The 24,420-nt window shown below is 51.4% G+C and carries 16 protein-coding genes, 18 tRNA genes and 3 rRNA genes; 34 read left to right on the top strand and 3 right to left on the bottom strand.

Annotated features, from left to right (window positions below; translation table 11 throughout):
* The first annotated feature begins 3 nt into the window (after positions 1–3).
* The 9 genes from U9M73_RS13945 (at position 4) to U9M73_RS13905 (ending at position 9,754) form a co-directional block, all read left to right on the top strand.
* Positions 4–630: an MBL fold metallo-hydrolase gene (locus U9M73_RS13945; RefSeq protein ID WP_260071940.1), complete on the top strand. Its 627-nt coding sequence runs from the start codon at positions 4–6 to the stop codon at positions 628–630.
* 351 nt (positions 631–981) lie between these two features.
* Positions 982–1,365, top strand: coding sequence for a hypothetical protein (locus U9M73_RS13940; protein WP_009227101.1), 384 nt, complete (start codon positions 982–984; stop codon positions 1,363–1,365).
* A 187-nt stretch (positions 1,366–1,552) separates the two neighbouring features.
* Complete coding sequence (gene gatC / locus U9M73_RS13935; RefSeq protein WP_009227102.1) at positions 1,553–1,840, top strand: Asp-tRNA(Asn)/Glu-tRNA(Gln) amidotransferase subunit GatC; 288 nt, start codon at positions 1,553–1,555, stop codon at positions 1,838–1,840.
* Positions 1,841–1,905: 65 nt separating this feature from the next.
* Positions 1,906–3,360: an Asp-tRNA(Asn)/Glu-tRNA(Gln) amidotransferase subunit GatA gene (gatA, locus tag U9M73_RS13930; protein ID WP_009227103.1), complete on the top strand. Its 1,455-nt coding sequence runs from the start codon at positions 1,906–1,908 to the stop codon at positions 3,358–3,360.
* Between the two features lie 33 nt (positions 3,361–3,393).
* On the top strand, positions 3,394–4,833 hold the full coding sequence (gatB, locus tag U9M73_RS13925) for an Asp-tRNA(Asn)/Glu-tRNA(Gln) amidotransferase subunit GatB (protein WP_009227104.1): 1,440 nt from the start codon (positions 3,394–3,396) through the stop codon (positions 4,831–4,833).
* Positions 4,834–4,842: 9 nt separating this feature from the next.
* Positions 4,843–5,301, top strand: a complete 459-nt coding sequence (locus U9M73_RS13920) for a GNAT family N-acetyltransferase (protein ID WP_009227105.1) — start codon at positions 4,843–4,845, stop codon at positions 5,299–5,301.
* A gap of 196 nt (positions 5,302–5,497) precedes the next feature.
* Positions 5,498–7,315, top strand: a complete 1,818-nt coding sequence (locus U9M73_RS13915) for a DUF4097 family beta strand repeat-containing protein (protein ID WP_009227106.1) — start codon at positions 5,498–5,500, stop codon at positions 7,313–7,315.
* Positions 7,316–7,448: 133 nt separating this feature from the next.
* The gene (locus U9M73_RS13910; protein WP_009227107.1) at positions 7,449–7,877 is read left to right on the top strand and encodes a Fur family transcriptional regulator; all 429 of its coding nucleotides are present in this window, start codon (positions 7,449–7,451) and stop codon (positions 7,875–7,877) included.
* Positions 7,878–8,038: 161 nt separating this feature from the next.
* On the top strand, positions 8,039–9,754 hold the full coding sequence (locus U9M73_RS13905; RefSeq protein ID WP_323077749.1) for a glycosyl hydrolase family 18 protein: 1,716 nt from the start codon (positions 8,039–8,041) through the stop codon (positions 9,752–9,754).
* Positions 9,755–9,946: 192 nt separating this feature from the next.
* Here the strand turns inward: U9M73_RS13905 and U9M73_RS13900 are convergent, their stop codons facing one another.
* On the bottom strand, positions 9,947–10,327 hold the full coding sequence (locus U9M73_RS13900) for a DUF2614 family zinc ribbon-containing protein (protein ID WP_260071993.1): 381 nt from the start codon (positions 10,325–10,327) through the stop codon (positions 9,947–9,949).
* Between the two features lie 144 nt (positions 10,328–10,471).
* On the opposite strand from U9M73_RS13900, the gene U9M73_RS13895 reads away from it, so the two are divergent.
* From U9M73_RS13895 to U9M73_RS13790, 22 genes are all read left to right on the top strand, one after another.
* The gene (locus U9M73_RS13895) at positions 10,472–11,350 is read left to right on the top strand and encodes a nucleotidyltransferase-like protein (RefSeq protein ID WP_323077747.1); all 879 of its coding nucleotides are present in this window, start codon (positions 10,472–10,474) and stop codon (positions 11,348–11,350) included.
* Between the two features lie 318 nt (positions 11,351–11,668).
* Positions 11,669–13,221: ribosomal RNA gene (locus U9M73_RS13890) — 16S ribosomal RNA — on the top strand.
* A gap of 141 nt (positions 13,222–13,362) precedes the next feature.
* A 5S ribosomal RNA gene (gene rrf / locus U9M73_RS13885) occupies positions 13,363–13,479 on the top strand.
* A 38-nt stretch (positions 13,480–13,517) separates the two neighbouring features.
* A tRNA-Ile gene (locus U9M73_RS13880) sits at positions 13,518–13,594 on the top strand.
* A gap of 93 nt (positions 13,595–13,687) precedes the next feature.
* Positions 13,688–13,763, top strand: a tRNA-Ala gene (locus U9M73_RS13875).
* Positions 13,764–14,012: 249 nt separating this feature from the next.
* Positions 14,013–17,071: ribosomal RNA gene (locus U9M73_RS13870) — 23S ribosomal RNA — on the top strand.
* Together the 16S, 23S and 5S rRNA genes with 18 tRNA genes alongside form the textbook arrangement of a ribosomal RNA operon.
* 67 nt (positions 17,072–17,138) lie before the next feature.
* Positions 17,139–17,211 (top strand) — tRNA-Asn (locus tag U9M73_RS13865).
* 66 nt (positions 17,212–17,277) lie between these two features.
* Positions 17,278–17,369 (top strand) — tRNA-Ser (locus tag U9M73_RS13860).
* 18 nt (positions 17,370–17,387) lie between these two features.
* Positions 17,388–17,459, top strand: a tRNA-Glu gene (locus tag U9M73_RS13855).
* 90 nt (positions 17,460–17,549) lie between these two features.
* Positions 17,550–17,625 (top strand) — tRNA-Val (locus U9M73_RS13850).
* A gap of 18 nt (positions 17,626–17,643) precedes the next feature.
* Positions 17,644–17,717, top strand: a tRNA-Met gene (locus tag U9M73_RS13845).
* A 35-nt stretch (positions 17,718–17,752) separates the two neighbouring features.
* Positions 17,753–17,829 (top strand) — tRNA-Asp (locus U9M73_RS13840).
* A gap of 15 nt (positions 17,830–17,844) precedes the next feature.
* A tRNA-Phe gene (locus U9M73_RS13835) sits at positions 17,845–17,920 on the top strand.
* Between the two features lie 20 nt (positions 17,921–17,940).
* Positions 17,941–18,016 (top strand) — tRNA-Thr (locus U9M73_RS13830).
* Between the two features lie 3 nt (positions 18,017–18,019).
* Positions 18,020–18,105 (top strand) — tRNA-Tyr (locus U9M73_RS13825).
* Between the two features lie 7 nt (positions 18,106–18,112).
* Positions 18,113–18,186 (top strand) — tRNA-Trp (locus U9M73_RS13820).
* 30 nt (positions 18,187–18,216) lie between these two features.
* Positions 18,217–18,292 (top strand) — tRNA-His (locus U9M73_RS13815).
* A gap of 22 nt (positions 18,293–18,314) precedes the next feature.
* Positions 18,315–18,386: transfer RNA gene (locus U9M73_RS13810), tRNA-Gln, on the top strand.
* Between the two features lie 5 nt (positions 18,387–18,391).
* Positions 18,392–18,466, top strand: a tRNA-Gly gene (locus tag U9M73_RS13805).
* 11 nt (positions 18,467–18,477) lie between these two features.
* Positions 18,478–18,551: transfer RNA gene (locus U9M73_RS13800), tRNA-Cys, on the top strand.
* Between the two features lie 10 nt (positions 18,552–18,561).
* A tRNA-Leu gene (locus U9M73_RS13795) sits at positions 18,562–18,647 on the top strand.
* A 23-nt stretch (positions 18,648–18,670) separates the two neighbouring features.
* A tRNA-Leu gene (locus U9M73_RS13790) sits at positions 18,671–18,754 on the top strand.
* Positions 18,755–18,984: 230 nt separating this feature from the next.
* Here U9M73_RS13790 and U9M73_RS13785 read toward each other — a convergent pair.
* Entirely contained in the window at positions 18,985–19,356 is a 372-nt protein-coding gene (locus U9M73_RS13785) for an ArsR/SmtB family transcription factor (RefSeq protein ID WP_323077746.1), read from the bottom strand.
* A 71-nt stretch (positions 19,357–19,427) separates the two neighbouring features.
* Positions 19,428–19,799, bottom strand: coding sequence for a hypothetical protein (locus U9M73_RS13780; RefSeq protein ID WP_323077745.1), 372 nt, complete (start codon positions 19,797–19,799; stop codon positions 19,428–19,430).
* 529 nt (positions 19,800–20,328) lie between these two features.
* On the opposite strand from U9M73_RS13780, the gene U9M73_RS13775 reads away from it, so the two are divergent.
* From U9M73_RS13775 to U9M73_RS13765, 3 genes are read left to right on the top strand one after another with little or no spacing between them, the layout of a single operon-like run.
* Positions 20,329–22,002: a spore germination protein gene (locus tag U9M73_RS13775; protein ID WP_323077744.1), complete on the top strand. Its 1,674-nt coding sequence runs from the start codon at positions 20,329–20,331 to the stop codon at positions 22,000–22,002.
* Positions 22,003–22,026: 24 nt separating this feature from the next.
* Positions 22,027–23,130, top strand: coding sequence for a GerAB/ArcD/ProY family transporter (locus U9M73_RS13770; protein WP_323077743.1), 1,104 nt, complete (start codon positions 22,027–22,029; stop codon positions 23,128–23,130).
* Positions 23,123–24,316 (top strand): Ger(x)C family spore germination protein, encoded by a 1,194-nt coding sequence (locus U9M73_RS13765; RefSeq protein WP_323077742.1) that lies wholly within the window; start codon positions 23,123–23,125, stop codon positions 24,314–24,316. The genes U9M73_RS13770 and U9M73_RS13765 overlap by 8 nt, the downstream gene beginning before the upstream one ends.
* Positions 24,317–24,420 lie beyond the last annotated feature (104 nt).

Here is a 24,420-nt window from a genome sequence, read left to right as displayed (position 1 = left end):
ACCATGCTGAAAATCGAAAGTTTTACTTTAGGCCCCCTGCAAACGAACGCGTATTTGTTACGGGGAGAAGACGAGAACCGGGCGATCATTATCGATCCTGGCTCGAACCCGGGGCCGCTGTTGCGCAGAATCGAAGGGTTGGAGATTGAGGCGATTTTGCTCACTCATGCTCATTTTGACCATATCGGCGGTTTGGACCAGATTCGGAAGGCTAAGAATTGTCCGGTCTATGTGCACCCGCTGGAAAGCGATTGGCTGACGACGCCAAAGCTGAACGGTTCCCTGATGTGGCCGGAGGTCGGACCGCCCATCTCCACAGATCCGGCGGAATTCGATCTGGCTGAAGGGCAGAAGCTTCACCTGATCGGGCATGAGTTCACCGTATTTCATACGCCGGGGCATTCCCCAGGCAGCGTGAGCTTCCTGTGCGGGGATGATCTTTTTTCAGGGGATGTGCTGTTCCGTCTTGGCGTAGGGCGCACGGATTTACCGGGAGGCCGTGAAGCGGACCTGTTTAACTCGATTCGCGGGAAGCTGTTCCAGCTGAAGGATGAGGTTAGAGTTTATCCCGGGCATGGTCCCCAAACGACCATCGGCTACGAACGGCAGAACAATCCGTACGTCTCTTAGAGAGTCGATGAAACCCTAATCATGGCGTTTGTGCAAAAAAAATCGACGAAATAGTACAAAAATAGTGGACAAAAGTGCAACCCTTTGATAGGATATACTTATTAAAACATTGTAACTTTTGCGAAGCACGCAAGCTGCGGAAATGATCCCGGTTTGCGTTCTTTTTTATGCTTTTTTGGGCTTGAACCAATGTCGGCGGGAACGAGATGTACTTCATGAAGCGAATCTGCATAAGCTATTCATATCCGGGATTCCGGGGTAGAACTTGACCAATCTCCGTCTCTTTTAGTAGGATTATATAAAGCAATACAAGTTGATGATTAGCATCCAAATAAATCAGGGAGGTAGACGATGCTTCATTTGGGAGAGAAAATTGTTATCGTCGGTGATGCTTTTGAGCAGAATCTTCCTGTTGGGGAATATGGCTACGTTATTGCTTACGACCGCAATCCGGACAATGCTTTTGACTACGTCATCCGGTCTCCGAAGACGGGGCGGAATTATTTCGTTCCTAAGAGCGATATAGAATCCGAAAGTCGGCTGATCGAGCAAGCAGCGGAACGCGCGACACAGGAAGCTTTGATCGATTACGCGCTGGCTACGCATAATGAGAAGCTGTTTCGGCAAATCATGAACGGCGAAGACAGCGATGCAGACGGGCAGCAGGAACCAACAAAGGAAGTAATGTCCCAAGCAGAGTTCATTAAACAAGTGAACCTGCGGGCATGGATATAAGAAGGGAGTCGGCTACAGGCCGGCTCTTTTTCTTTTTGCCGGGGAGGGATCCGCCTCCTTATAGCTCCTTTCCGCTTTAACGGATTGAATTGAACCGGAATCTACAATATAATTTTATTCAATTGTACAAGCATGGTAGAATGTACGAATAGTGCGGGAACGCATGACTAAAGGGAGGCATCTAAGCATGAGTATCCAGACGAAGGACGTTGAACACGTGGCGAGACTGGCCCGTTTGCACTTGACCGACGAAGAGCGGGACATGTTTACGGAACAATTAAATGCGATTTTACAATACGCGGAGAAGTTAAACGAACTGAATACAGACGATATCGCGCCGACCACGCATGTGCTGCATCTCAGCAACGTCATGCGGGAGGACGAAGTGAAGGAAAGCCTGCCGCCGGAGAAGGTATTCCGCAACGCACCGGAGGAGGAAGACGGTCAGTTTAAGGTTCCGGCCGTACTGGAATAGGTTATCCGCCTAAATGAACCAATCGACTAGAACGAACTTGAGTAAATAAAAGGAGGAAGCTTAGATTGGCGCTTTTTGATTTGCGTTTACAGGAGATACATAATCGGCTTCACAACAAGGAGTTGTCTGTTGCCGAATTGGTTAGCGAAGCCTTCGCCAGAATCCGCGAATACGACGGGAAGATCGGCGCCTACTTGACGTTGAACGAGGAGGGAGCCCGTGCGGAGGCAGCCCGTCTGGATGCCAAGTTGGCACAGGGGGAAGCCTGCGGTTTGCTGTTTGGACTCCCTGTGGGCATCAAGGATAACATGGTGACCGAGGGGTTGCTGACGACGTGCGGCAGCCAATTTTTGAAAAATTACGATCCGATTTACGACGCTACCGTGGTCACGAAGCTGAAGGAAGCGGAAGCGGTCACGATCGGCAAGCTGAATATGGACGAGTTCGCGATGGGCGGCTCCAACGAGAATTCCAGCTTCCATCCCGTGCGCAACCCGTGGGATTTAAGCCGTGTACCGGGCGGTTCCAGTGGGGGTTCGGCTGCAGCGGTCGCTGCAGGTGAGGCTTTCTTTACGCTGGGTTCCGATACCGGCGGTTCCATTCGCCAACCCGCATCGTATTGCGGTGTCGTTGGACTGAAGCCGACCTACGGCCGGGTATCGCGCTACGGCCTCGTGGCGTTTGCCTCTTCGCTCGACCAGATCGGGCCGATTACCAAAAACGTCGAAGACGCCGCCTACGTTCTGCAGGCGATCGCCGGTCACGATCCGAAGGATTCCACCTCGGCGGATGTGGAGGTACCGGATTATTTGAGCGCCCTCACCGGTGACATTACCGGGCTGCGCATCGCCGTGCCAAAGGAATATTTGGATGGCGTTGACCCGCAGGTTAAGACTGCGATTATGGATGCGTTGCGCGTGCTTGAAGGCCTTGGCGCTGTATGGGAAGAAGTATCGCTGCCGCATACGGAATACGCGGTGGCCGCTTACTATTTGCTGGCGTCCTCGGAGGCCTCGTCTAACCTGTCGCGTTTCGACGGCGTTCGTTACGGCGTCCGTGCCGACAATGCCGGTAACCTGCTGGACTTGTACTACGATTCGCGCAGCCAAGGCTTCGGACCGGAAGTGAAGCGCCGGATTATGCTGGGGACTTATGCGCTGAGCTCGGGGTATTATGACGCCTACTATTTGAAGGCTCAAAAGGTCAGAACGCTGATCAAACAAGATTTCGATCAGACCTTTGACAAATATGACGTGATCCTTGGACCAACGGCTCCAACTACTGCGTTCCCGCTGGGCTCGCAGGTTGACGATCCGCTCACGATGTATTTAAACGATATTTTGACGATTCCGGTGAGCTTGGCCGGGGTTCCCGCCATCAGCGTGCCGTGTGGATTTGCCGAAGGTCTGCCGGTTGGACTGCAAATTATCGGCAAGCCGTTCGACGAAAGTACGGTATTGCGCGTGGCTCACGCCTTTGAAGCGAATACGGATCATCACCAACAACGTCCCGCCTTGTAGGTTCCATAACAAAGTTTTGCAGGAGGATAGGCCATGTCAACATCCAAATATGAAACGGTGATTGGGTTGGAGGTGCACGTGGAGCTGCATACGAAATCGAAAATTTTCTGCGGCTGCTCCACGGAGTTCGGCGCCCCGCCTAATACGCATACCTGCCCGGTGTGCCTGGGGCATCCCGGCGTATTGCCGGTGCTGAACCGCCAGGCCGTCGACTACGCGATGAAAGCCGCGATGGCGCTGAATTGCGAAATCGGCGATGTCTGCAAGTTTGACCGGAAAAACTATTTCTACCCTGATTCGCCTAAAGCGTATCAGATTTCCCAATACGATCAACCAATTGGCAAGAACGGATACATCGATATCGAAGTGGACGGGAAGACGAAACGGATTGGCATTACCCGTCTGCATCTGGAGGAGGACGCCGGCAAGCTGACGCACGTGGACGGCGGGTACGCTTCGCTGGTGGACTTCAACCGCGTGGGCACGCCGCTCGTGGAAATCGTGTCCGAGCCGGACATTTCCTCGCCGGAGGAAGCGCGGGCGTATCTGGAGAAGCTGCGGGCGATCATGCTGTACTGCGAGGTTTCCGACGTGAAAATGGAGGAAGGCTCGATGCGCTGCGACGCCAACATCAGCTTGCGGCCGTGGGGTCAGAAGGAGTTTGGCACACGCGCCGAGCTCAAGAACATGAACTCGTTCCGCGGCGTGGTTCGCGGTTTGGAGTATGAACAGCTTCGCCAGGCTGAGATTCTGGACGAAGGCGGAGAGGTTGTGCAGGAGACACGCCGCTGGGACGAGGCCCAAGGCAAAACGTTCTCGATGCGCGGCAAGGAAGAAGCCCACGACTATCGCTATTTCCCGGATCCTGACCTGGTTACTCTTCACATTGATCAGGAGTGGAAGGACCGGATCCGCGCGTCGATTCCGGAATTGCCGGATGCCCGGAAGGCTCGTTACACTTCGGAATACGGCTTGCCGGAGTACGATGCCGGCGTCATTACGTCCTCCAAAGCGCTGGCCGACTTATTCGAAAGCAGCCTTGAGTATACGAAGGACGCCAAAGCGGTGTCGAACTGGATCATGGGCGATCTGCTCGGCTACCTGAACAGCAACTCGCTGGAATTGTCCGACGTGAAGCTGACCGGACAAGGTCTCGGCGAGATGATCGGCCTGCTGGAGAAAGGCACCATCAGCTCCAAGATCGCCAAAACGGTATTTAAGGAAATGCTGCAAAGCGGCAAGCTGCCGCAGCAGATCGTTGAGGAGCAAGGGCTTGTGCAAATCAGCGACGAAGGAGCGATCATGGCGATCGTTCAAGAGGTCGTTGCGAACAACCCGGCCTCCGTGGAGGACTACAAAGCAGGCAAGGAGAAGGCCATTGGCTTCCTTGTCGGCCAAGTCATGAAGCAAAGTAAAGGGAAAGCAAACCCGGGGCTGGTCAACAAGCTTCTGGTGGAAGTACTGAAGGGCTAGGGGCAGCTGGTGATCAAGCGACTCACGCTAAGTGACACCGATATTGTGGAACAGCTCTGGAGCTTGCAGCATTCGGCTTACCGGCTGGAGGCTCAGGCTATTGGTCTGACGGAGATGCCGCCGCTGCCGGATACGTTTGACTCCATCCGCACGAGCAGGGATGTGTTTATCGGTGAGCTGTCGGAGGACGGGGAGCTGCTAGGGGCAATCGCGGTCCGCGATGAAATGCCCGGAAGTATGGAGATCACCCGATTAATGGTTCACCCAAACCATTTGCGTCAAGGAATTGGAGCCAAGCTGTTGCAGTATGTCCTGACCAACCATCTGGACAAGCAGGAGTTTACCGTAACGGCCAGTCCGCAGAACGCCCCTGCCGTTGCGCTGTACCGCAAGTTTGGCTTTCGTCCGGTGCGGTCCGTCCAATCTGCATCTGGCGTAGAATTGATGATATACCGACTGAATCAGTAAAGAGATTCAAGCACGCTTTCAAACCGGATGGCTAAGGTTTGAGGGCGTGCTTTTTGATTAATCAAGCACGGATACCGCAGGTTATGGAGGGACCAGTTCCTTCCACGTTACAGAATAAGTTCGTATCGGTTATGATTAAGGAAAAGAGAGATTCGCGTTGGATGAAGCCCAACAGAGATAGAAAGAGGTGGGGGAAATGACGCCGGATATGCTGCCGATCGGACAGCCGCCGATGCAAGGGCGCTCGAAAGGATACCAGCCCCGGCGACGCAAGCGCAAGCTGATTGCCGGTCTGCTGTCCGCCCTGTTTCCAGGGTTGGGGCATTTGTATTTGCGCAGTTATTTACGCGGCCTTTGCTTCATGTATTTTGTCTTGATCGATGCTTCGGCATTGATTTATTTCTCTTCTGTCCGCATGGCGATTAATGTGCCGCTGCTCATATGGCTTGGCTTGTTAATTCCCGCGGCTTATTTCTTTAGCATTTATGATGTCCTTCAATCCACGGATGCCCACAATGCCCGTCTGAAAAAAGAACTCGAAACGAGCCAACCCCCTTTCGCGGATACCCCGTCCGGCCGAAGCTTCAAGCAGGGCCTCGGAGCGGGAGTGCTGCTGATCGGGGGCGGCGCCGTTTTGATTGTGCTTCAGCTGAAGCCGTATTGGCTTCAGCTGCTGGTGCAATACGCCGGAGCTTATCTGGTCTCTGCGGCGCTGGCGATGGCTGCGTTGCTGCTGATCCTGCGCGAATCGAAACGTCTCTTCCTGCGCTCGGGACGTTTTACTACAGCTGTGGTTCTGCTGACGACAGCGGGATTTTTGCTGCATGATGCGATGAAGGATGGGGACGCGTTGCGGCTGTTGATCCGATGGTGGCCGTTGGTGTTCGTTTTGTGGGGAATTGAGCATATTATAATATTGGTCTGGAAACGAATGAGAGCCATGCAAGCCAGATTCCGGCCGCGTGTCGACGTGAAGGGGTTGCTCCTGTCCATGTTTATGGCCTTCTCGGTGTTCGCGATAACGCAGCAGGACCAATACCTGCATTTATGGAACCGGGTCAGTCTGGATTTGACGGCCGCGGGGGCAGAGTATAGCGCACAGGAAGGCTACCGCGTGGAGAAACCCCAATTGGATCTCCCCATCGACCTGGATACCGAACGGATCGTTTTTGATGGAATGAATGGGGATATCGAGGTGCGTAAGGCGGAGATCGACCATATTATTGTCCGCTATACGGTTTGGATCGATCAACTGGAGAATGAACCAGCCCGTAGAATTGCGGCAGTCACGTCCATCGAGGCCGATATAGGGAAGACGCTGAATTTATCCGTTAAGGATAAGGCATACGGGGAGACTGGCCGCCGTCACCCGAAGGTGAACGTGACCCTGATTGTCCCGCAAAACCGGTTTTTAGATTTGGACATTTCCACCTCGAACGGGAAAATCACATTAACCGGTGTTCAGGCCATGAAGCAGGTGAAGCTGCAAACGGGGAATGGGAACTTACGGTTATGGGATGTGATAGGAGATGTTTCGGCCAAAACGTTAAACGGGGACGTCGAGCTGTATCGGATCTTTGGCGATGCCCAGATTGATACGCAAGGCGGGAATATCAAAGGCCGGGGGATTACGGGCAAGGCTTCCTTGTCCACTCTGGTAGGCGATATTACGTTAACCGAGGCACAGGATGGAATTCAAGTGCATACGAAGAACGGCAATATCCGGGTAGACGGCGTTCCGCTAGACCTGAAGGCCGAATCGCTTAACGGCAAAATCGAGATTACCTCCCGGCTGGTTGGCGGCGATTGGGACGTATACAGCGCGGTTGGCGAGCTGCGGGTCGAGCTTCCGGAGGAAGGGAACTACGAGCTTACGGGTTCGAGCGGATACGGAGATATTTTTACCGAGCTGCCCTTTGTGGTGGATCACAAGGAAATTCATGGTACGCTTGGAACCGGCGAGTTCAAGCTCAAGATCGATGGCAACAGTGATCTATATGTGAATAAAAGCTGAATCCCAGCGATACGCCTAGTTGCAGGCGTTGATCCTGCGTTGACAAAAGTTTTGACCTAACCGTACAATAATCTTACGGGCTTTTTTGCATAATGAACTATAAGGAATGAGCATTTAGAAGGCGGTGGACGAGATGACAACGCGCGTACAGCATGCCCTGGACCAACTGAAGAACAATGGAGTCCGCATTACGCCGCAGCGTCACGCCATACTTACGTATCTGATGGAATCGATGAGCCATCCGACCGCGGACGAGATTTACCGGTCCTTGGAGCCCCGCTTCCCGAACATGAGCGTAGCTACGGTATACAATAATCTGAAAATGTTGATTGAAGCCGGCATGGTTCGGGAGTTAACATATGGGGACAATTCGAGCCGTTTTGATGCGGACGTGTCCAATCATTATCATGTGATATGCGAGAAATGCGGAAAAATTGAGGATTTCATGTACCCCACTTTGGAAGAAGTCGAGCGCCAAGCGGAAGAAGCCACCGGTTTTGAGATTCACGGCCATCGGCTGGAACTGCATGGGGTATGTAAGGAGTGCCGTATGAAGCACTAAGGCAGTATTATCCTGTGAGAAGTAGATCAAACGTGTGGAATACCTTCGCGGATTCTTCACGTTTTTGTTTTTTTAGGTAACTTTCGGCGCACCTCATAAGTTTATTATTTAATAGGCGGAGATATCGATACGGAGGGTTTTCATTGAAGAGCAGAAGAGACATGGTTCAAAGGAAAAAGCGCGGCAGGAGAAGAACCAAATGGTTTTTCGGCCTGATTCTTATTATAGCAGGACTTTATTGGGCTCAATCGGAATGGCTGCCAAACCGCGAGCACGTTGATCCCGAATGGCTCGGCCGGGTGGATAAGCCTATTTTTGCAGATGGGCAATTGCTAAATGGCACCGGGATCGGATCGGGGGATAGCTTGAAGCTCCCGCTTCCGGTGATCCAACAGATCATCGACCCGACGATTCGGTATGAGGAAGACACCAAGTCGGTGATCTTAACGACGCCGCAGAAATTGGTTTTGCTCAAGGCCGACGAGAAGATCGCCAAAATCAATAATAAGCCGACGGAGCTGCGATTTGCCCCTGAGGAGAAAGACGGCGTTCTCTATCTCCCGGCACATCTGCTCCAGGAATTGTACGGAGCTGAGGTGCAGGAAGATACGGACTCCGGCGCTGTGCTGCTGTATCGGGCGGGAGAGAAGATTCTGCCGGCTGCGGTAGACTCCGGTTCCAGTAAAAAGGACAGCACCGTTCCCCTGCGAACGGGCCCTAGCATTCATCAGCCGATTCTGGCCGATATGCCGGAGGAGACTGCGCTGCGGATCCTGGAGACTCCCGATGATCAATGGTATTATGTACAGCTTAATAACGGGTATACCGGCTATGTTCAGAAAAAGGACGTGGTGCTAGGTGAGGAACGTTCCATCCCTGAACTCAAGTTGGAGTTATCCGCCGCCAAGCAGAAATGGCAGTCCAAAACGGTGAATATGACCTGGGAGGCAGTATACCAGGTGGCGCCAAAGCCTTCATCCATCGGCAAGCTGCCGGGTGTTAACGTTGTAAGCCCCACCTGGTTTTCCCTGGTGGACGGGAAAGGCAACGTGCAGAGCAAAGCGGACAGTGCCTATGTCAAATGGGCTCATGGTCAGGGAATGCAGGTTTGGGGCTTGTTCAACAACAGCTTTGATCCGGATTTAACCTCCAAGGCGTTGTCCAGCTTCGAGAACCGGCTGACGACCATCCTGCAAATGCTTCATTACGCGAAGTTGTACGATTTAGACGGCATTAACATCGATTACGAAAATGTCTACACCAAAGACGGGGAGAATCTCACCCAATTCATGCGCGAGCTGCGCCCATTGGCCGAGGAGCAGGGCTTGATCGTTTCGATCGACGTGACCCCCAAATCAAACAGTGAGATGTGGTCGGCCTTTTTGGATCGTCGGGCCTTGGCCCAAGCGGTCGATTACCTCGTATTGATGGCTTACGATGAGCATTGGGCGGCCAGTCCGGTGGCCGGTTCCGTCGCCTCATTGCCTTGGGTACGCTCGTCGGTGACGCGGATTTTGGAAGAGGATGATGTGCCGCCGAGTAAGCTGATCTTGGGTATCCCGTTGTATACCCGGGTGTGGACGGAGACGGTGAAGGACGGCATAACGGAGATCAAGTCCAAAGCAATTGGAATGGACAAGGCTCAGCAAATCATCGCCGAGAAGAAATTAAAGCCGCGCTTCTCTGAAGAAACGGAACAGAATTACGTGGAATATAAAGACAAAGAAGGATTGCAACGCATTTGGCTGGAGGACGCGGAATCGTTAAAGCGCCGTGTGGAAGTGGCCAAATCGATGAAACTGGCCGGCATCGCCACCTGGACGCGTGCATTTGCTTCCGATGAAGCCTGGGAGACCCTTCGGGAAATTGAAAAATAGGCTACAAAAACCAAGCGGACCGCTGCTTTATATGCAGCGGTCCGCTTGGTTTCATTTTAAGATATCAGAAAGTATAAACTTCGGGGCATTGGCATCCTGATATCGCAAGAAAAACTTCCGCTAAACGCGGTCTGTCTACTTTGAATGTACGTCGATAGACGTTTTTCTTATCCGAGGAGGACAGAATGACAATTAACTTGAGGTTGAAGCGCCGGTTGATTGCTGTTGCTCCAATTCCTCGGCCGTGATTGTCGCCTGCGACGGGTCGAGAGTGAGGATGGTTTTGCAGAACATGCAGCGATCCGTTTTGCCCAGCATTTTGGTCAGCTTGTGGCATTCCGGGCATTCCAGCTGCACCGCAGATGTGGACAACATGCCCGCCCAAAAATAGATGGCCAAGCTCGCGAGCATTGAGATCAAGCCGATGGCTAGTCCGATGGCAGCGATCGCTCTGCCCGCGGGTCCCCAGAATACGATCCCGGCGGTTCCCAGTACCATCAAGCCCATCCCAAGCATGGTCAGCAACAAGCCCCATAAACGAAATTCATTGATTTTGCTTGATTTAAAGAACATTGGGCCACCTCGATTCTATAACTCTTCAAGGGGAGCATCTCCCCACTTTTCCAAGTGCTCCAAAATCAAAGAAGGAAACTTAGATTAGGCGTAGAACTATATTATAACGAATTGGCAGGAATACGCCAAGCTGGGAGGGTATCCGTGGAAACAACCATTTTTTCGATCTTAGACGAGGAGAAAGCCGGGCATGGAGCCATTGGAGCGGTTGGGTATCACCTGGACCAAGCCGGCTTCCACGACTCGCTGTTGCATGATTTCGAATATCTCATTATGGTTGTGCACCATGGCTTGGAGGAGAAGGAACAGCGTATCGAGCACGGCATGAGCGGAGACTCGTCTTATCAGCTACTGCATGTGGGCACCCGCGAAATCGAACGGGGAATATTGACCGGTGATCAGCGGGATTCGGTGAAATACTTTTTGCACGGCGAGATCATTTGGGACATCGAGGGGAAGTTGACAAATTTCCGCTCCTATATTAACGAATTTGGTGAATCCATGAAGGAACGGAGGAAGCTGAAGGAATTTGCCAAGTTCCTCAAAGTCTATGGGGAAGCCAAACGGTATACAGCGGAGCAGGATCTGCTGGATGCTTATTATTGCGTGCTGCAGGCGTTAAAGCATTATGCCCGCCTTGAATTGATCGAGCAAGGGATTTTGCCGGAAAGCAGTGTGTGGGAACAGGTCCGCCCTTTGAATTCGGTCGTCTATAAACTGTTTGATGAGTTGACGGAAAATTCAGAAACATTGGAGCAGCGCATCCAGCTCGTACTATTGGCATGTGAATTTACACTCGCCAGCAAGATGGCGGATTGCTGTGAACTGCTCTTAAGGATTCTGGGCAGCCGCAAGGAAGCGTGGAGCATTCAGGAATTGGTTCAGGCCCCTGAGCTCGAGCATGTGAGAGACGAGCTTCCGTTATTACTGCGCAAGTTGGTGGCCCGCTCCTTGGCACAGGAGATCACCAAAGCCCATAAGGAAGGCGTAGGCGAGCGCCGGGAATTGCGATACAGGGTCTAATTGCGGCGCTCTGGAGACTTCCAAAATATACCTTGGACAAACGTATTGACGCACCCAGCGGTGATATGATAAATTATATCTCGCCCCTAAAAAAGGCAATGAAGTTTTGAAGCTGATATCGGCGCTGGCCGAAAGATTTTTTTAAAAAAACTTCTTGACTTGAACGAGGCGAACATGATATATTATAAAGGTCGCCGCTGAAATAAAGCATGGCGACGAAATGAAAGTTTGATCTTTGAAAACTGAACAACGAGTGAGTATTAAACCGAGATTTAATTCTCGTCAGTTTATCTAAATGAGCAAGTCAAACACTTTATTTTATTGGAGAGTTTGATCCTGGCTCAGGACGAACGCTGGCGGCGTGCCTAATACATGCAAGTCGAGCGGAGTTCATCGGGAGCTTGCTTCGGATGAACTTAGCGGCGGACGGGTGAGTAACACGTAGGCAACCTGCCCGTAAGACTGGGATAACTACCGGAAACGGTAGCTAATACCGGATACGCAAGTTTCTCGCATGAGGGGCTTGGGAAAGGCGGAGCAATCTGTCACTTACGGATGGGCCTGCGGCGCATTAGCTAGTAGGTAGGGTAACGGCCTACCTAGGCGACGATGCGTAGCCGACCTGAGAGGGTGAACGGCCACACTGGGACTGAGACACGGCCCAGACTCCTACGGGAGGCAGCAGTAGGGAATCTTCCGCAATGGACGAAAGTCTGACGGAGCAACGCCGCGTGAGTGATGAAGGTTTTCGGATCGTAAAGCTCTGTTGCCAGGGAAGAACGTCTTAGAGAGTAACTGCTCTAAGAGTGACGGTACCTGAGAAGAAAGCCCCGGCTAACTACGTGCCAGCAGCCGCGGTAATACGTAGGGGGCGAGCGTTGTCCGGAATTATTGGGCGTAAAGCGCGCGCAGGCGGCTGTTTAAGTCTGGTGTTTAATCCTGGGGCTCAACCCCGGGTCGCACTGGAAACTGGACGGCTTGAGTGCAGAAGAGGAGAGTGGAATTCCACGTGTAGCGGTGAAATGCGTAGAGATGTGGAGGAACACCAGTGGCGAAGGCGACTCTCTGGGCTGTAACTGACGCTGAGGCGCGAAAGCGTGGGGAGCAAACAGGATTAGATACCCTGGTAGTCCACGCCGTAAACGATGAATGCTAGGTGTTAGGGGTTTCGATACCCTTGGTGCCGAAGTTAACACATTAAGCATTCCGCCTGGGGAGTACGGCCGCAAGGCTGAAACTCAAAGGAATTGACGGGGACCCGCACAAGCAGTGGAGTATGTGGTTTAATTCGAAGCAACGCGAAGAACCTTACCAGGTCTTGACATCCCCCTGACCGGATCAGAGATGATCCTTTCCTTCGGGACAGGGGAGACAGGTGGTGCATGGTTGTCGTCAGCTCGTGTCGTGAGATGTTGGGTTAAGTCCCGCAACGAGCGCAACCCTTGACTTTAGTTGCCAGCAGGTCAGGCTGGGCACTCTAGAGTGACTGCCGGTGACAAACCGGAGGAAGGTGGGGATGACGTCAAATCATCATGCCCCTTATGACCTGGGCTACACACGTACTACAATGGCCGGTACAACGGGAAGCGAAGGAGCGATCTGGAGCGAATCCTTGAAAGCCGGTCTCAGTTCGGATTGCAGGCTGCAACTCGCCTGCATGAAGTCGGAATTGCTAGTAATCGCGGATCAGCATGCCGCGGTGAATACGTTCCCGGGTCTTGTACACACCGCCCGTCACACCACGAGAGTTTACAACACCCGAAGTCGGTGAGGTAACCGCAAGGAGCCAGCCGCCGAAGGTGGGGTAGATGATTGGGGTGAAGTCGTAACAAGGTAGCCGTATCGGAAGGTGCGGCTGGATCACCTCCTTTCTATGGAGTACCTCGTTCCTGTAGGGAACGGTACAAATACAGCTAACTCAGGTTAGCGAGCATATGCTTTCGAAGCAGCTTTGCTTCGCAAAGCTTTTAACTCACTCGTTGGTCAGTTTTGAGAGTTCAAGCTCTCAAGCGTTTGGTGGCGATGGCGGAGGGGTTCCACTCGTTCCCATCCCGAACACGACCGTTAAGCCCTCCAGCGCCGATGGTACTTGGACCGAAGGGTCCTGGGAGAGTAGGACGCTGCCAAGCGCAACCCACTTTCGGGTGCACAAGTGAATATCTGTTATGGGCCCTTAGCTCAGCTGGTTAGAGCGCACCCCTGATAAGGGTGAGGTCGGTGGTTCGAGTCCACTAGGGCCCACCATATATCCCATAACATGAAGATGTTTTTTACCGGGGTCCCTGAAAAGTATTCGGAATTGGCTTCGGAGCATCACTTCACTTTTGGGTAAAATTTGGGGCCATAGCTCAGCTGGGAGAGCGCCTGCCTTGCAAGCAGGAGGTCAGGAGTTCGATCCTCCTTGGCTCCACCATATGTTTTATCTTGATCCTTGAAAACTGGATATACGAAACGAAATTTGCGTTTTAGAACAATCCTTTTCTGATGAATTTAAATTTGCTGCAAAGCCAAATTGAAATTCATCATAGCTGAACTTGTGTCAACAAGTGAAGATTGTAGTGATTGCTGGTGCGAAGTTTTGTGATGGCCGATCCTTTGGGAGTGCGCGGCTGCTTGCGAGAGCAAGTCAGCAAGCGACGGACAACACAATACTGAGCATAATGGTTAAGCTACTAAGAGCACACGGAGGATGCCTAGGCGCTAGGAGCCGACGAAGGACGTGGCGAACAACGATACTGCCTCGGGGAGCTGTAAGCAAGCATCGATCCGGGGATGTCCGAATGGGGAAACCCGGCTGGAGTAATATCCAGTCACTCACTGCTGAATCCATAGGCAGTGAAGAGGCATACCAGGGGAACTGAAACATCTAAGTACCCTGAGGAAGAGAAAACAAAAGTGATTCCGTCAGTAGCGGCGAGCGAACGCGGATTAGCCTAAACCAAGGAGCTTGCTCCTTGGGGTTGTGGGACGTCTCACATGGAGTTACAAAGGAACATATTAGACGAACAGGTCTGGAAAGGCCGGCCAAAGAAGGTAAAAGCCCTGTAATCGAAAATGTGTTCCCTCCGAGACGGATCCCGAGTAGTGCGGGGCACGTGAAACCCCGTATGAATCTGCCAGGACCATCTGGTAAGGCTAAATACTCCCTAGCGACCGATAGTGAAGCAGTACCGTGAGGGAAAGGTGAAAAGCACCCCGGAAGGGGAGTGAAAGAGAACCTGAAACCGTGTGCTTACAAGAAGTCAGAGCCCTCTATATGGGTGATGGCGTGCCTTTTGTAGAATGAACCGGCGAGTTACGTTTGCAAGCGAGGTTAAGGTGAAAAGCCGGAGCCGCAGCGAAAGCGAGTCTGAATAGGGCGAATGAGTTTGTAGGCGTAGACCCGAAACCGTGTGATCTACCCCTGTCCAGGGTGAAGGTGCGGTAACACGCACTGGAGGCCCGAACCCACGTACGTTGAAAAGTGCGGGGATGAGGTGGGGGTAGCGGAGAAATTCCAATCGAACTCGGAGATAGCTGGTTCTCCCCGAAATAGCTTTAGGGCTAGCCTCGGTGGGACAGTCGTGGAGGTAGAGCACTGATTGGGTGCGGGGCCCGCCAAGGGTTACCAAGCTCAGTCAAACTCCGAATGCCATAGACTGAATAACCGGGAGTCAGACAGTGAGTGCTAAGATCCATTGTCAAAAGGGAAACAGCCCAGACCATCAGCTAAGGTCCCCAAGTGTGTGTTAAGTGGGAAAGGATGTGGAGTTGCACAGACAACCAGGATGTTGGCTTAGAAGCAGCCACCATTTAAAGAGTGCGTAATAGCTCACTGGTCGAGTGACTCTGCGCCGAAAATGTAACGGGGCTAAACACACCACCGAAGCTATGGCTTGAATCGACTTCACTGCTTCTTTGAGGCGGTGTGAGACCGGAGACATTTTTGCCGAAAGCTACCGATGAAGAAATTCAAAGGTTTCGGCCAAATGGTTCTCGGGGCGAAACACCAGACTTCGAAGCTGGAGTGAAGTCGATTCAGGGGTAGGGGAGCGTTGTATGCGGGTTGAAGGTTGACCGGAAGGACAGCTGGACTTCATACAAGTGAGAATGCCGGTATGAGTAACGAAAAGATCAGTGAGAATCTGATCCGCCGAAAGCCTAAGGGTTCCTGAGGAAGGTTCGTCCGCTCAGGGTAAGTCGGGACCTAAGGCGAGGCCGAAAGGCGTAGTCGAAGGACAACAGGTAGAAATTCCTGTACCACCGTAATCCGCTATGAGCGATGGGGTGACGCAGTAGGGTAGTGACGCGAGCTGATGGATGCTCGTCCAAGCAGTGAGGCTGGTGTGTAGGCAAATCCGCACACCGATAAGGCTAGGCTGTGATGGGGAGGGAAAATTGACAGTACCGAAGGTCATGATCTCACACTGCCAAGAAAAGCCTCTAGCCAGGAGAAGGTGCCCGTACCGCAAACCGACACAGGTAGGCGAGAAGAGAATTCTAAGGCGCGCGGAAGAACTCTCGTTAAGGAACTCGGCAAAATGACCCCGTAACTTCGGGAGAAGGGGTGCCTCGGTAGGGTGAATAGCCCGAGGGGGCCGCAGTGAAAAGGCCCAAGCGACTGTTTAGCAAAAACACAGGTCTGTGCGAAGCCGCAAGGCGAAGTATACGGGCTGACGCCTGCCCGGTGCTGGAAGGTTAAGGGGAGCGGTTAGGGTTTAGCCCGAAGCTGTGAACCGAAGCCCCAGTAAACGGCGGCCGTAACTATAACGGTCCTAAGGTAGCGAAATTCCTTGTCAGGTAAATTCTGACCCGCACGAATGGCGTAACGACTTGGGCGCTGTCTCAACGAGAGATCCGGTGAAATTTTAATACCTGTGAAGATGCAGGTTACCCGCGACAAGACGGAAAGACCCCATGGAGCTTTACTGCAGCTTGATATTGGACTTGGATACGATTTGTACAGGATAGGTGGGAGCCTAGGAAGCCGGAGCGCCAGCTTCGGTGGAGGCGCCGTTGGGATACCACCCTGATCGTATCTAGGTTCTAACCTGGTGCCGTGATCCGGTACGGGGACAGTGTCAGGTGGGCAGTTTGACTGGGGCGGTCGCCTCCTAAAGAGTAACGGAGGCGCCCCAAGGTTCCCTCAGAATGGTTGGAAATCATTCGAAGAGTGCAAAGGCAGAAGGGAGCTTGACTGCGAGACTGACAAGTCGAGCAGGGACGAAAGTCGGGCTTAGTGATCCGGTGGTACCGCATGGAAGGGCCATCGCTCAACGGATAAAAGCTACCCTGGGGATAACAGGCTTATCTCCCCCAAGAGTCCACATCGACGGGGAGGTTTGGCACCTCGATGTCGGCTCATCGCATCCTGGGGCTGAAGTAGGTCCCAAGGGTTGGGCTGTTCGCCCATTAAAGCGGTACGCGAGCTGGGTTCAGAACGTCGTGAGACAGTTCGGTCCCTATCTGTCGTGGGCGTAGGAAATTTGAGAGGAGCTGTCCTTAGTACGAGAGGACCGGGATGGACGCACCGCTGGTGTACCAGTTGTTCCGCCAGGAGCACAGCTGGGTAGCTAAGTGCGGACGGGATAAGCGCTGAAAGCATCTAAGCGTGAAGCCCCCCTCAAGATGAGATTTCCCCGTATGTAAGACCCCTTGAAGACGACAAGGTTGATAGGCCTGAGGTGGAAGTGCCGTAAGGCATGGAGCTGACAGGTACTAATCGGTCGAGGGCTTATCCAAAAAATAAAATGCAAATCTAGTTTCGTATCCAGTTTTCAAGGATTCAACCTTGAAAACTTCATAATGTTCCCTGATAGCTCAGTCGGTAGAGCACTCGACTGTTAATCGAGTTGTCACAGGTTCGAGTCCTGTTCGGGGAGTCAAAGTCCCAGGAAGTAGGTTATACTTCTGAGATACACTTCATAACTTCCTGGGATCCTATATCTGGAGAGGTGTCCGAGTTGGCCGAAGGAGCACGATTGGAAATCGTGTAGGCGTCACAAGCGTCTCGAGGGTTCGAATCCCTCTCTCTCCGCCATTATTATTCTTTCTACATGGCCCGTTGGTCAAGGGGTTAAGACACCTCCCTTTCACGGAGGTAACAGGGGTTCGAATCCCCTACGGGTCATTTCTTCCCTTCATGATTTCAAGTTGATTTTGCTGACTGACTTGATTTCTGAATGGGGGATCTGTTACAATATAACTTGTCTTTTCCCATGGAGGCTTAGCTCAGCTGGGAGAGCATCTGCCTTACAAGCAGAGGGTCGGGGGTTCGATCCCCTCAGCCTCCACCATAACATCTTTAATACTGACGCGGGGTGGAGCAGCCCGGTAGCTCGTCGGGCTCATAACCCGAAGGCCGCAGGTTCAAATCCTGCCCCCGCAATTATCCTCTTTAAGAGGATGCAATCATTCTAGTGTGGAGCCGTGGTGTAGAGGCCTAACATGCCTGCCTGTCACGCAGGAGACCGCGGGTTCGAATCCCGTCGGCTCCGCCATTTAACTTCATATAAGGCTCGGTAGCTCAGTTGGTAGAGCAGAGGACTGAAAATCCTCGTGTCGGCGGTTCGATTCCGTCCCGAGCCACCATTCAACAATGTTGTTGAAGAGCCGGTGTAGCTCAATTGGTAGAGCAACTGACTTGTAATCAGTAGGTTGGGGGTTCAAGTCCTCTCGCCGGCACCACGAGGAGGCTTAGCGAAGTGGCCAAACGCAGCAGACTGTAAATCTGTTCTCTTACGAGTTCGGTGGTTCGAATCCATCAGCCTCCACCAGTTTCCTAGGGGCATAGTTTAAAGGTAGAACAAAGGTCTCCAAAACCTTTGGTGTGGGTTCAATTCCTGCTGCCCCTGCCACATTTTTTCACTTGATAACTTTATATTATGGCGGTCGTGGCGAAGGGGTTAACGCACCGGATTGTGGCTCCGGCATTCGTGGGTTCAAGTCCCATCGATCGCCCCATTTCTTTCTCAATCAAATATAGTGGGGATTAGCCAAGCGGTAAGGCAACGGACTTTGACTCCGTCATGCATAGGTTCGAATCCTATATCCCCAGTTTAAGCGGACGTGGCTCAGCGGTAGAGCATCGCCTTGCCAAGGCGAGGGTCGCGGGTTCGATTCCCGTCGTCCGCTCCATTCTATATTATGGCGCCATAGCCAAGTGGTAAGGCACAGCTCTGCAAAAGCTTTATCCCCAGTTCGAATCTGGGTGGCGCCTCCATTGATACTTCGCGGGAGTGGCGGAATCGGCAGACGCACAGGACTTAAAATCCTGCGGTAGGTGACTACCGTACCAGTTCAAGTCTGGTCTTCCGCACTTTTGATTAAAACTTTATATGTGCCGGTGTGGCGGAATGGCAGACGCGCTCGACTCAAAATCGAGTGGGGAGACCCGTGGAGGTTCGAGTCCTCTCACCGGTACCAACTGTGAAATTAAGCTCTTGGGATCAGGAATCCTAAGGGCTTTTTTATTGTTTAGGAAATTATGCTCGGTGGTGTAATCTGTGTCTACTATTCAGTCTAGCAGCAGAAAGTAGCGTTTTTTAGCCATGGTTGTACTTTATGAAGAGGCGACTGCAGCCCAAACAAGGATTGTCCCGCAAGCCATTGAAGATGGCGAGGGGGAGTCCTTGTCATTTGCGGCACCGGCCGCATCATCCATGGTTGGTATGCTGAAGGGTCTGCAAAAAAATTTGCTCGATATGCGTGTCGTCAAGTGAATAATAGACCGTTTTTCCAACCTTGCGCCGCTTAACAATTCTGAGGTTGCGCAAATATCGCAGTTGATGAGAAACGGCCGATTGACCCATTTCGAGGAGCACTGTCAGGTCGTGCACGCAAAGCTCCCTTTTTAGCAAGGCGCTGATGATTTTGACGCGCGTCGGATCGCTGAAAGCCTTAAACCAGTCGGCAAATTGAACCGCTGCCTGGTTATCGATAAGCTCCGCCTTGATAGCTTTTAAATCAACGAGTGTGCCCGAGCAGTTCGTATCACATTCTTTCGCTGTATTTATGGACTGTGTCATGGACTATCCCCTTCTGTAAGGCGTTTGCATCATTTTATCAAAAAAAGATTGGTTAAACGAAATTATTACAATTAAGCGACTGTTGTCATCACAATAACATATAAGGCTATAACGAGCAAAACGCTGAGCGAAACGGCGAGATACGCATTTTTGTTTTTTTGGAACAAGTAAAATATGGCGGCGATATATCCCAATGCAATAACAATATAAATAAAGATCATCGCATTTAGGCGGAGCTGAAGCTCCGCATTTTCATAACCCTGATGAATCATAGGGATTGCTTGTCCATAAGGAAGGGCCAAAGCATTTAGGTATTCGGGCGCAACCGCATTTGTCAAGTAAAGTCCGGACAGTACAATGACCAGCATCGCGAGCGTTGCTACGGGGTGGAACCATGACAGGAAGCGGCGCCAGGAGTGTACAGGTTTAAACCAACCTGCCACCAGCAATGTGCCGGACCAGATTGCAACCGCAAGAAAATGAAGCGTGTACGTAATGAGCCCTATATTGCCGTACCAGGCGGTAAGGTGGTGTTGAATTCCAGCCGAATTTGGCCGATTGCAGTGTTTACCACTTCATCCTGCATTGGGGAAGAAGAGGTCAGCTTGGTATGCGCCGAGGTAATCGTTGGAGAGACAAAGGTAAACATCGTAATAAAGAAAATACTTTTCTCATAAAAATATCGCTCCGATCATGTGTTATAAGTTCAGATTCTTTCGCGAATAATGAAGATGCGAATTAAATATCATTGACATACACCATAGGGCGTGATCTATATATCCCCATATGATCATATATGAATAAGCGTTCGTGTGTAAATTATCCTTTGGAGCCGAGGAAAGCTTAGGGAAGGAATAGTTGATGTAAGGCTCCCCGGCAAACCAGACTCACGTTGCACAGCGCGGAAAGGAAATGAATATATAAACCGTTTTTGGGGAAATTAATCCAAATAAATGATTAAGGTGATCTATCGTGTGGTCGACAATCACAGAATATATCCCCGACTGGCCGACTTTCATGCTGGCCGGGGTTACTCTGCTCATTCCTCTCCTCATTTTTGCGTTGCATCGCTGGTTTCGCTCGATTGTCACGGATAAGCACGGGCGCTCAAGGGAAGGATTAACGACAGACCGTGTTTTTCTGGAAACTCATAATAGTACGGATTCGCAGCTGTCCGGCGAATATGAAACCGATCTTATGCATCTTAAAGAGACGATCGGCCAAAATGACGACGTTCATTTTCGAGAATACGAACTCGCCGGGTTTGGTGCGCGAGCGGTACTGATCTTTGTTGACGGTATGCAAGATGAACAGTTGATTAATAGCCACATTATGCAAGTGCTTATGCTGAAGTCGGATAACAGTGCGCAGCAAGGGATGAAGTTTCCCCCGGAGGAGGGGTTAGTTTCCTACTTCAAACAAAACCTACTGCCGGTTACCGAACTAACGGAAGTCGTTGGCAAACGGGAACTCAGAGAATCGATTCTCGCAGGGTATACGGCTTTAATGGTTGAAGGAATGGCGTGCGCGCTGCTTGTGGGCACCCCCCGCGGGAAATCCAGGGCGATAACGGAGCCAACTTCGGAAGCGCTGCTGCGGGGGCCAAGATTGGGCTTTACCGAAATCCTGAGCGATAATACAGCGATGCTCCGGCTCCAAGGACGGACGGAACAAATGGAAATCAAGAAATACGTTGTCGGCAACGTAATCAAGCGAGATCTTGCGATCGTCTACATGAAAAACATTGTGAATCCGGAGTTGCTGCAGGAAGTGGAGCAACGCATCGCCAAGATCGATCTGGATTACATTGCCGAATCCGGCTATGTCGAGCAACTGATCGAAGACGACATCCTAAGTCCTTTTCAACAGGCGCAAAATACGGAACGTCCGGACCGGGTCATGAGCGCCTTGGTGGAGGGGAGAATCGCCTTACTCCTGGATGGAACCCCCTTTGCGCTCATTGTTCCGGTGACCTTCAGCATGCTGCTGCAGTCCCCGGAAGATTATTACGAACGATGGATGGCAGGGTCACTTTTACGGATGCTGCGTTTTGTTGCGGCATTTATGTCTCTCATAATTCCATCGATGTATATTTCATTTATTTCTTTTCATCCCGGACTGATTCCGACAGAATTAGCCATTACGATTATCGAGGCACGCCAACGGGTTCCATTTCCGTCGTTGATCGAAGTATTAATCATGGAAGTTTCGATCGAAATTTTGCGGGAAGCTGGGGTTCGGCTGCCCAGGCCCATCGGCTCCGCGATGGGCATCGTCGGCGGTCTGATTATCGGAGAGGCCGCCGTTCAGGCGGGGATCGTTAGTCCGTTTCTGGTCATCGTCGTTTCGGTAACCGCCATCGCTTCCTTTTCGATTCCGATGTACAGTGCAGGAATCACATTGCGTATGTTGCGATTCGTAGGCATGTTTTTTGCAGCAGCACTGGGGATATTCGGTACGATATTGTTTTTTTTGCTGATTTGCAGCCATCTGACCAAGCTGGAAAGCTTCGGTGTGCCATATGTCACGCCCTTTTCGCCGATCCGTATCGGCGACTGGAAGGACTTGTTCGTCCGTGCGCCCTTGACATTAATGAAACGCAGACCCGAGTTGTTGAAGACGGTCCGCAAACAACGCAGATCTTAAACCGAAAAGCCAGGAGGGGATCACTTGTTTATTCGCACCAACGACAAAATCACCTCATCGCAAGCGGTCATCTTTATGACCAACAGTGTTCTGGGAGCTGGCATTCTAACGTTGCCCCGGGATGTGACCGAAAAAATGCGTACCCCGGATTCCTGGCTGTCTGTATTGCTGGGAGGCGTCGTTGTGATGCTCGCGGTGCTGCTCATGGTCAAATTAAGCCAGCAGTTTCCGGGAAGCACGATTTTCGAGTTTTCTCAAAAAATTGTCGGGAAAGTGATGGGCAGTATAATGTCCCTCCTGTTAACCGTTTATTTTCTGGTGTTGGCCGGATTTGAGATTCGCGCTCTGGCAGAGGTGGATATCTTTTTATTGCTGGAAGGTACCCCCATATGGGCTGTCATTATTCCGTTCATCTGGACGGCGGCCTATTTGATTTCTGGAGGAATCAACAGCATTGCCCGGTTGTGTCAAATTATTTTTCCTGTGAGTATCCTGATTTTGCTGCTTAGCTTATTTTTCAGCATGAGGATGTTTGATATCAATCACTTGCGGCCTTTTCTCGGTGAAGGATTGCCTCCGGTGTTCAATGGCTTGAAATCGACAATGCTTATTTTTGCGGGCGGTGAAGTCGTTTTGTATTTAGTTGGCCATATGGAGCACCCCGAGAAAGCGGTTAAGGCGATATTGGCTGGCTTGAGTATTCCGTTCGTTCTTTATTTTTGCTCCACCGTGATCGTCGTGGGAAGCATGTCGGTTGACGCCGTTCTAAGAAGCACCTGGCCGACGCTTGATCTTTTGCGAAGCTTTGAAGTCACCGGTTTGTTTTTTGAACGACTTGAATTTCCGTTTTTGGTCATCTGGTTAATGCAGATGTTTTGCAATTTCACTATCTTTTTCTTTACGACGGTCTTGGGCGTATCGAAAATAATGCGCATAAAATTCCCAACCGCGCTCTTTACACTGATGCCGGTGGTTTTTATCGTCGCTCTTGTCCCCAAAAACATGAATGACTTATTTACGCTTGGCAGCGCCGTCGGAAACACCGGCATGATAATTTTCGCTTTAGTTACGGTTCCGTTATCCACCATATACCTAATTCGGAAGAAGGGACTCAAACCGAATGCGTAAGCGCCGTATTTTGTCGCTGTTTCTTGCCGCTGGCCTGCTTGCGTTGCAAACAGGTTGTTGGAGCAGTAGAGAAATTGAAGATTTAAGCTTGTATATCGGATTGGCCTTGGATGCGGGAGAACCGACGACCGTTGAACGGGAGCTGGAGAAACAAGGAGGAAATTATCCTAAGCGAAATCTGATTACGGCTACGATCCAGATCGTTCCGATGGGAAACTTCAGCAGCGATAAACAATCAGGGGGTCAAGGGAGAAAAAACGAATTTTTGAATATTTCGGAAACCGGGGATTCTCTGTTTGAAATCATGCGGCAGTATTCGCTTCGCCTGAAGCGGGCGGTCATCGGCCAGCATTTGAAGGTGATCGTCGTATCTACTGAGCTGGTTCGTCAGCAGAGCATCGACAAACTGATGGATTTCGTGCTTCGCGATAACGATACACGCCCTAGCTGCATCGTATTATTGAGCAAAGGGAAGGCGAGAAAAACGCTGGAAATGGCGCATTCCGGAGATCCCCCCGCTTTCAAGCTGAGGGACATGCTGCAAGAACGTTTTAGGACCGGCAAAATTATGAATGAGGTGAATCTGACCGAGTTGAATGAGAGGTTGGGCACCAAGCAGAGCTTTCTCCTGCAGGAGGTGTCTAAGTACGGTGGGGAAACGAAATTTACGGGAGCGGGGATAATCAAAGGGTCGACCGGCAAATGGATCGGCACATTGGATCAAACGGACGTGGAGAGCATTGCTTGGATTCAAGGCGATGTTGAAGGTGGGGTGATCAAAAGCTATGATTGGCGAAATGAAACGATCACTTACGAGGTTGAAGACGAGAAGACGCAAATCACCCCCCGGATCGAGGAAGGGCGGCTTTCGTTTCATGTCAAGATTGAATCGGAAGGGCGGTTAATCGAAAACTGGGATCTTGAGGAAGACCCCTCCAAAACCGAATTTTTGGAGAAAGCAAAGAAGATCTTCGAAAAAAGGCTAAACCAAATGCTCGAGACGACGATGCATAAAATGCAGTCAGAATATAAAACCGATGTGGCTGGGTTCGGCAACCGGTTGAGGATCACGCACCCTAAATACTGGAAGGAAGTCGAAAGCCATTGGGACGACGTTTTTAGCCTTACGCCGGTGACCTTTGACATCGACTTTACGATTACGGATTACGGTGCATCCAAGAAATGAACGGCATCCTCGACAGCCCAAAGCAGGGCCAAAGGATCGATTGAATCCCCAACCGATTCTTTGGCCCTGCGATGTTGATTGTATCGGAAATTGTCGCCTTCGCT

Origin of the sequence: Paenibacillus phoenicis (assembly GCF_034718895.1) — a bacterium.
Lineage (GTDB): Bacteria > Bacillota > Bacilli > Paenibacillales > Paenibacillaceae > Fontibacillus > Fontibacillus phoenicis.
The sequence above is the reverse complement of the archived record's forward strand: the minus strand, read 5'-3'. Positions and strand labels throughout refer to the sequence as shown.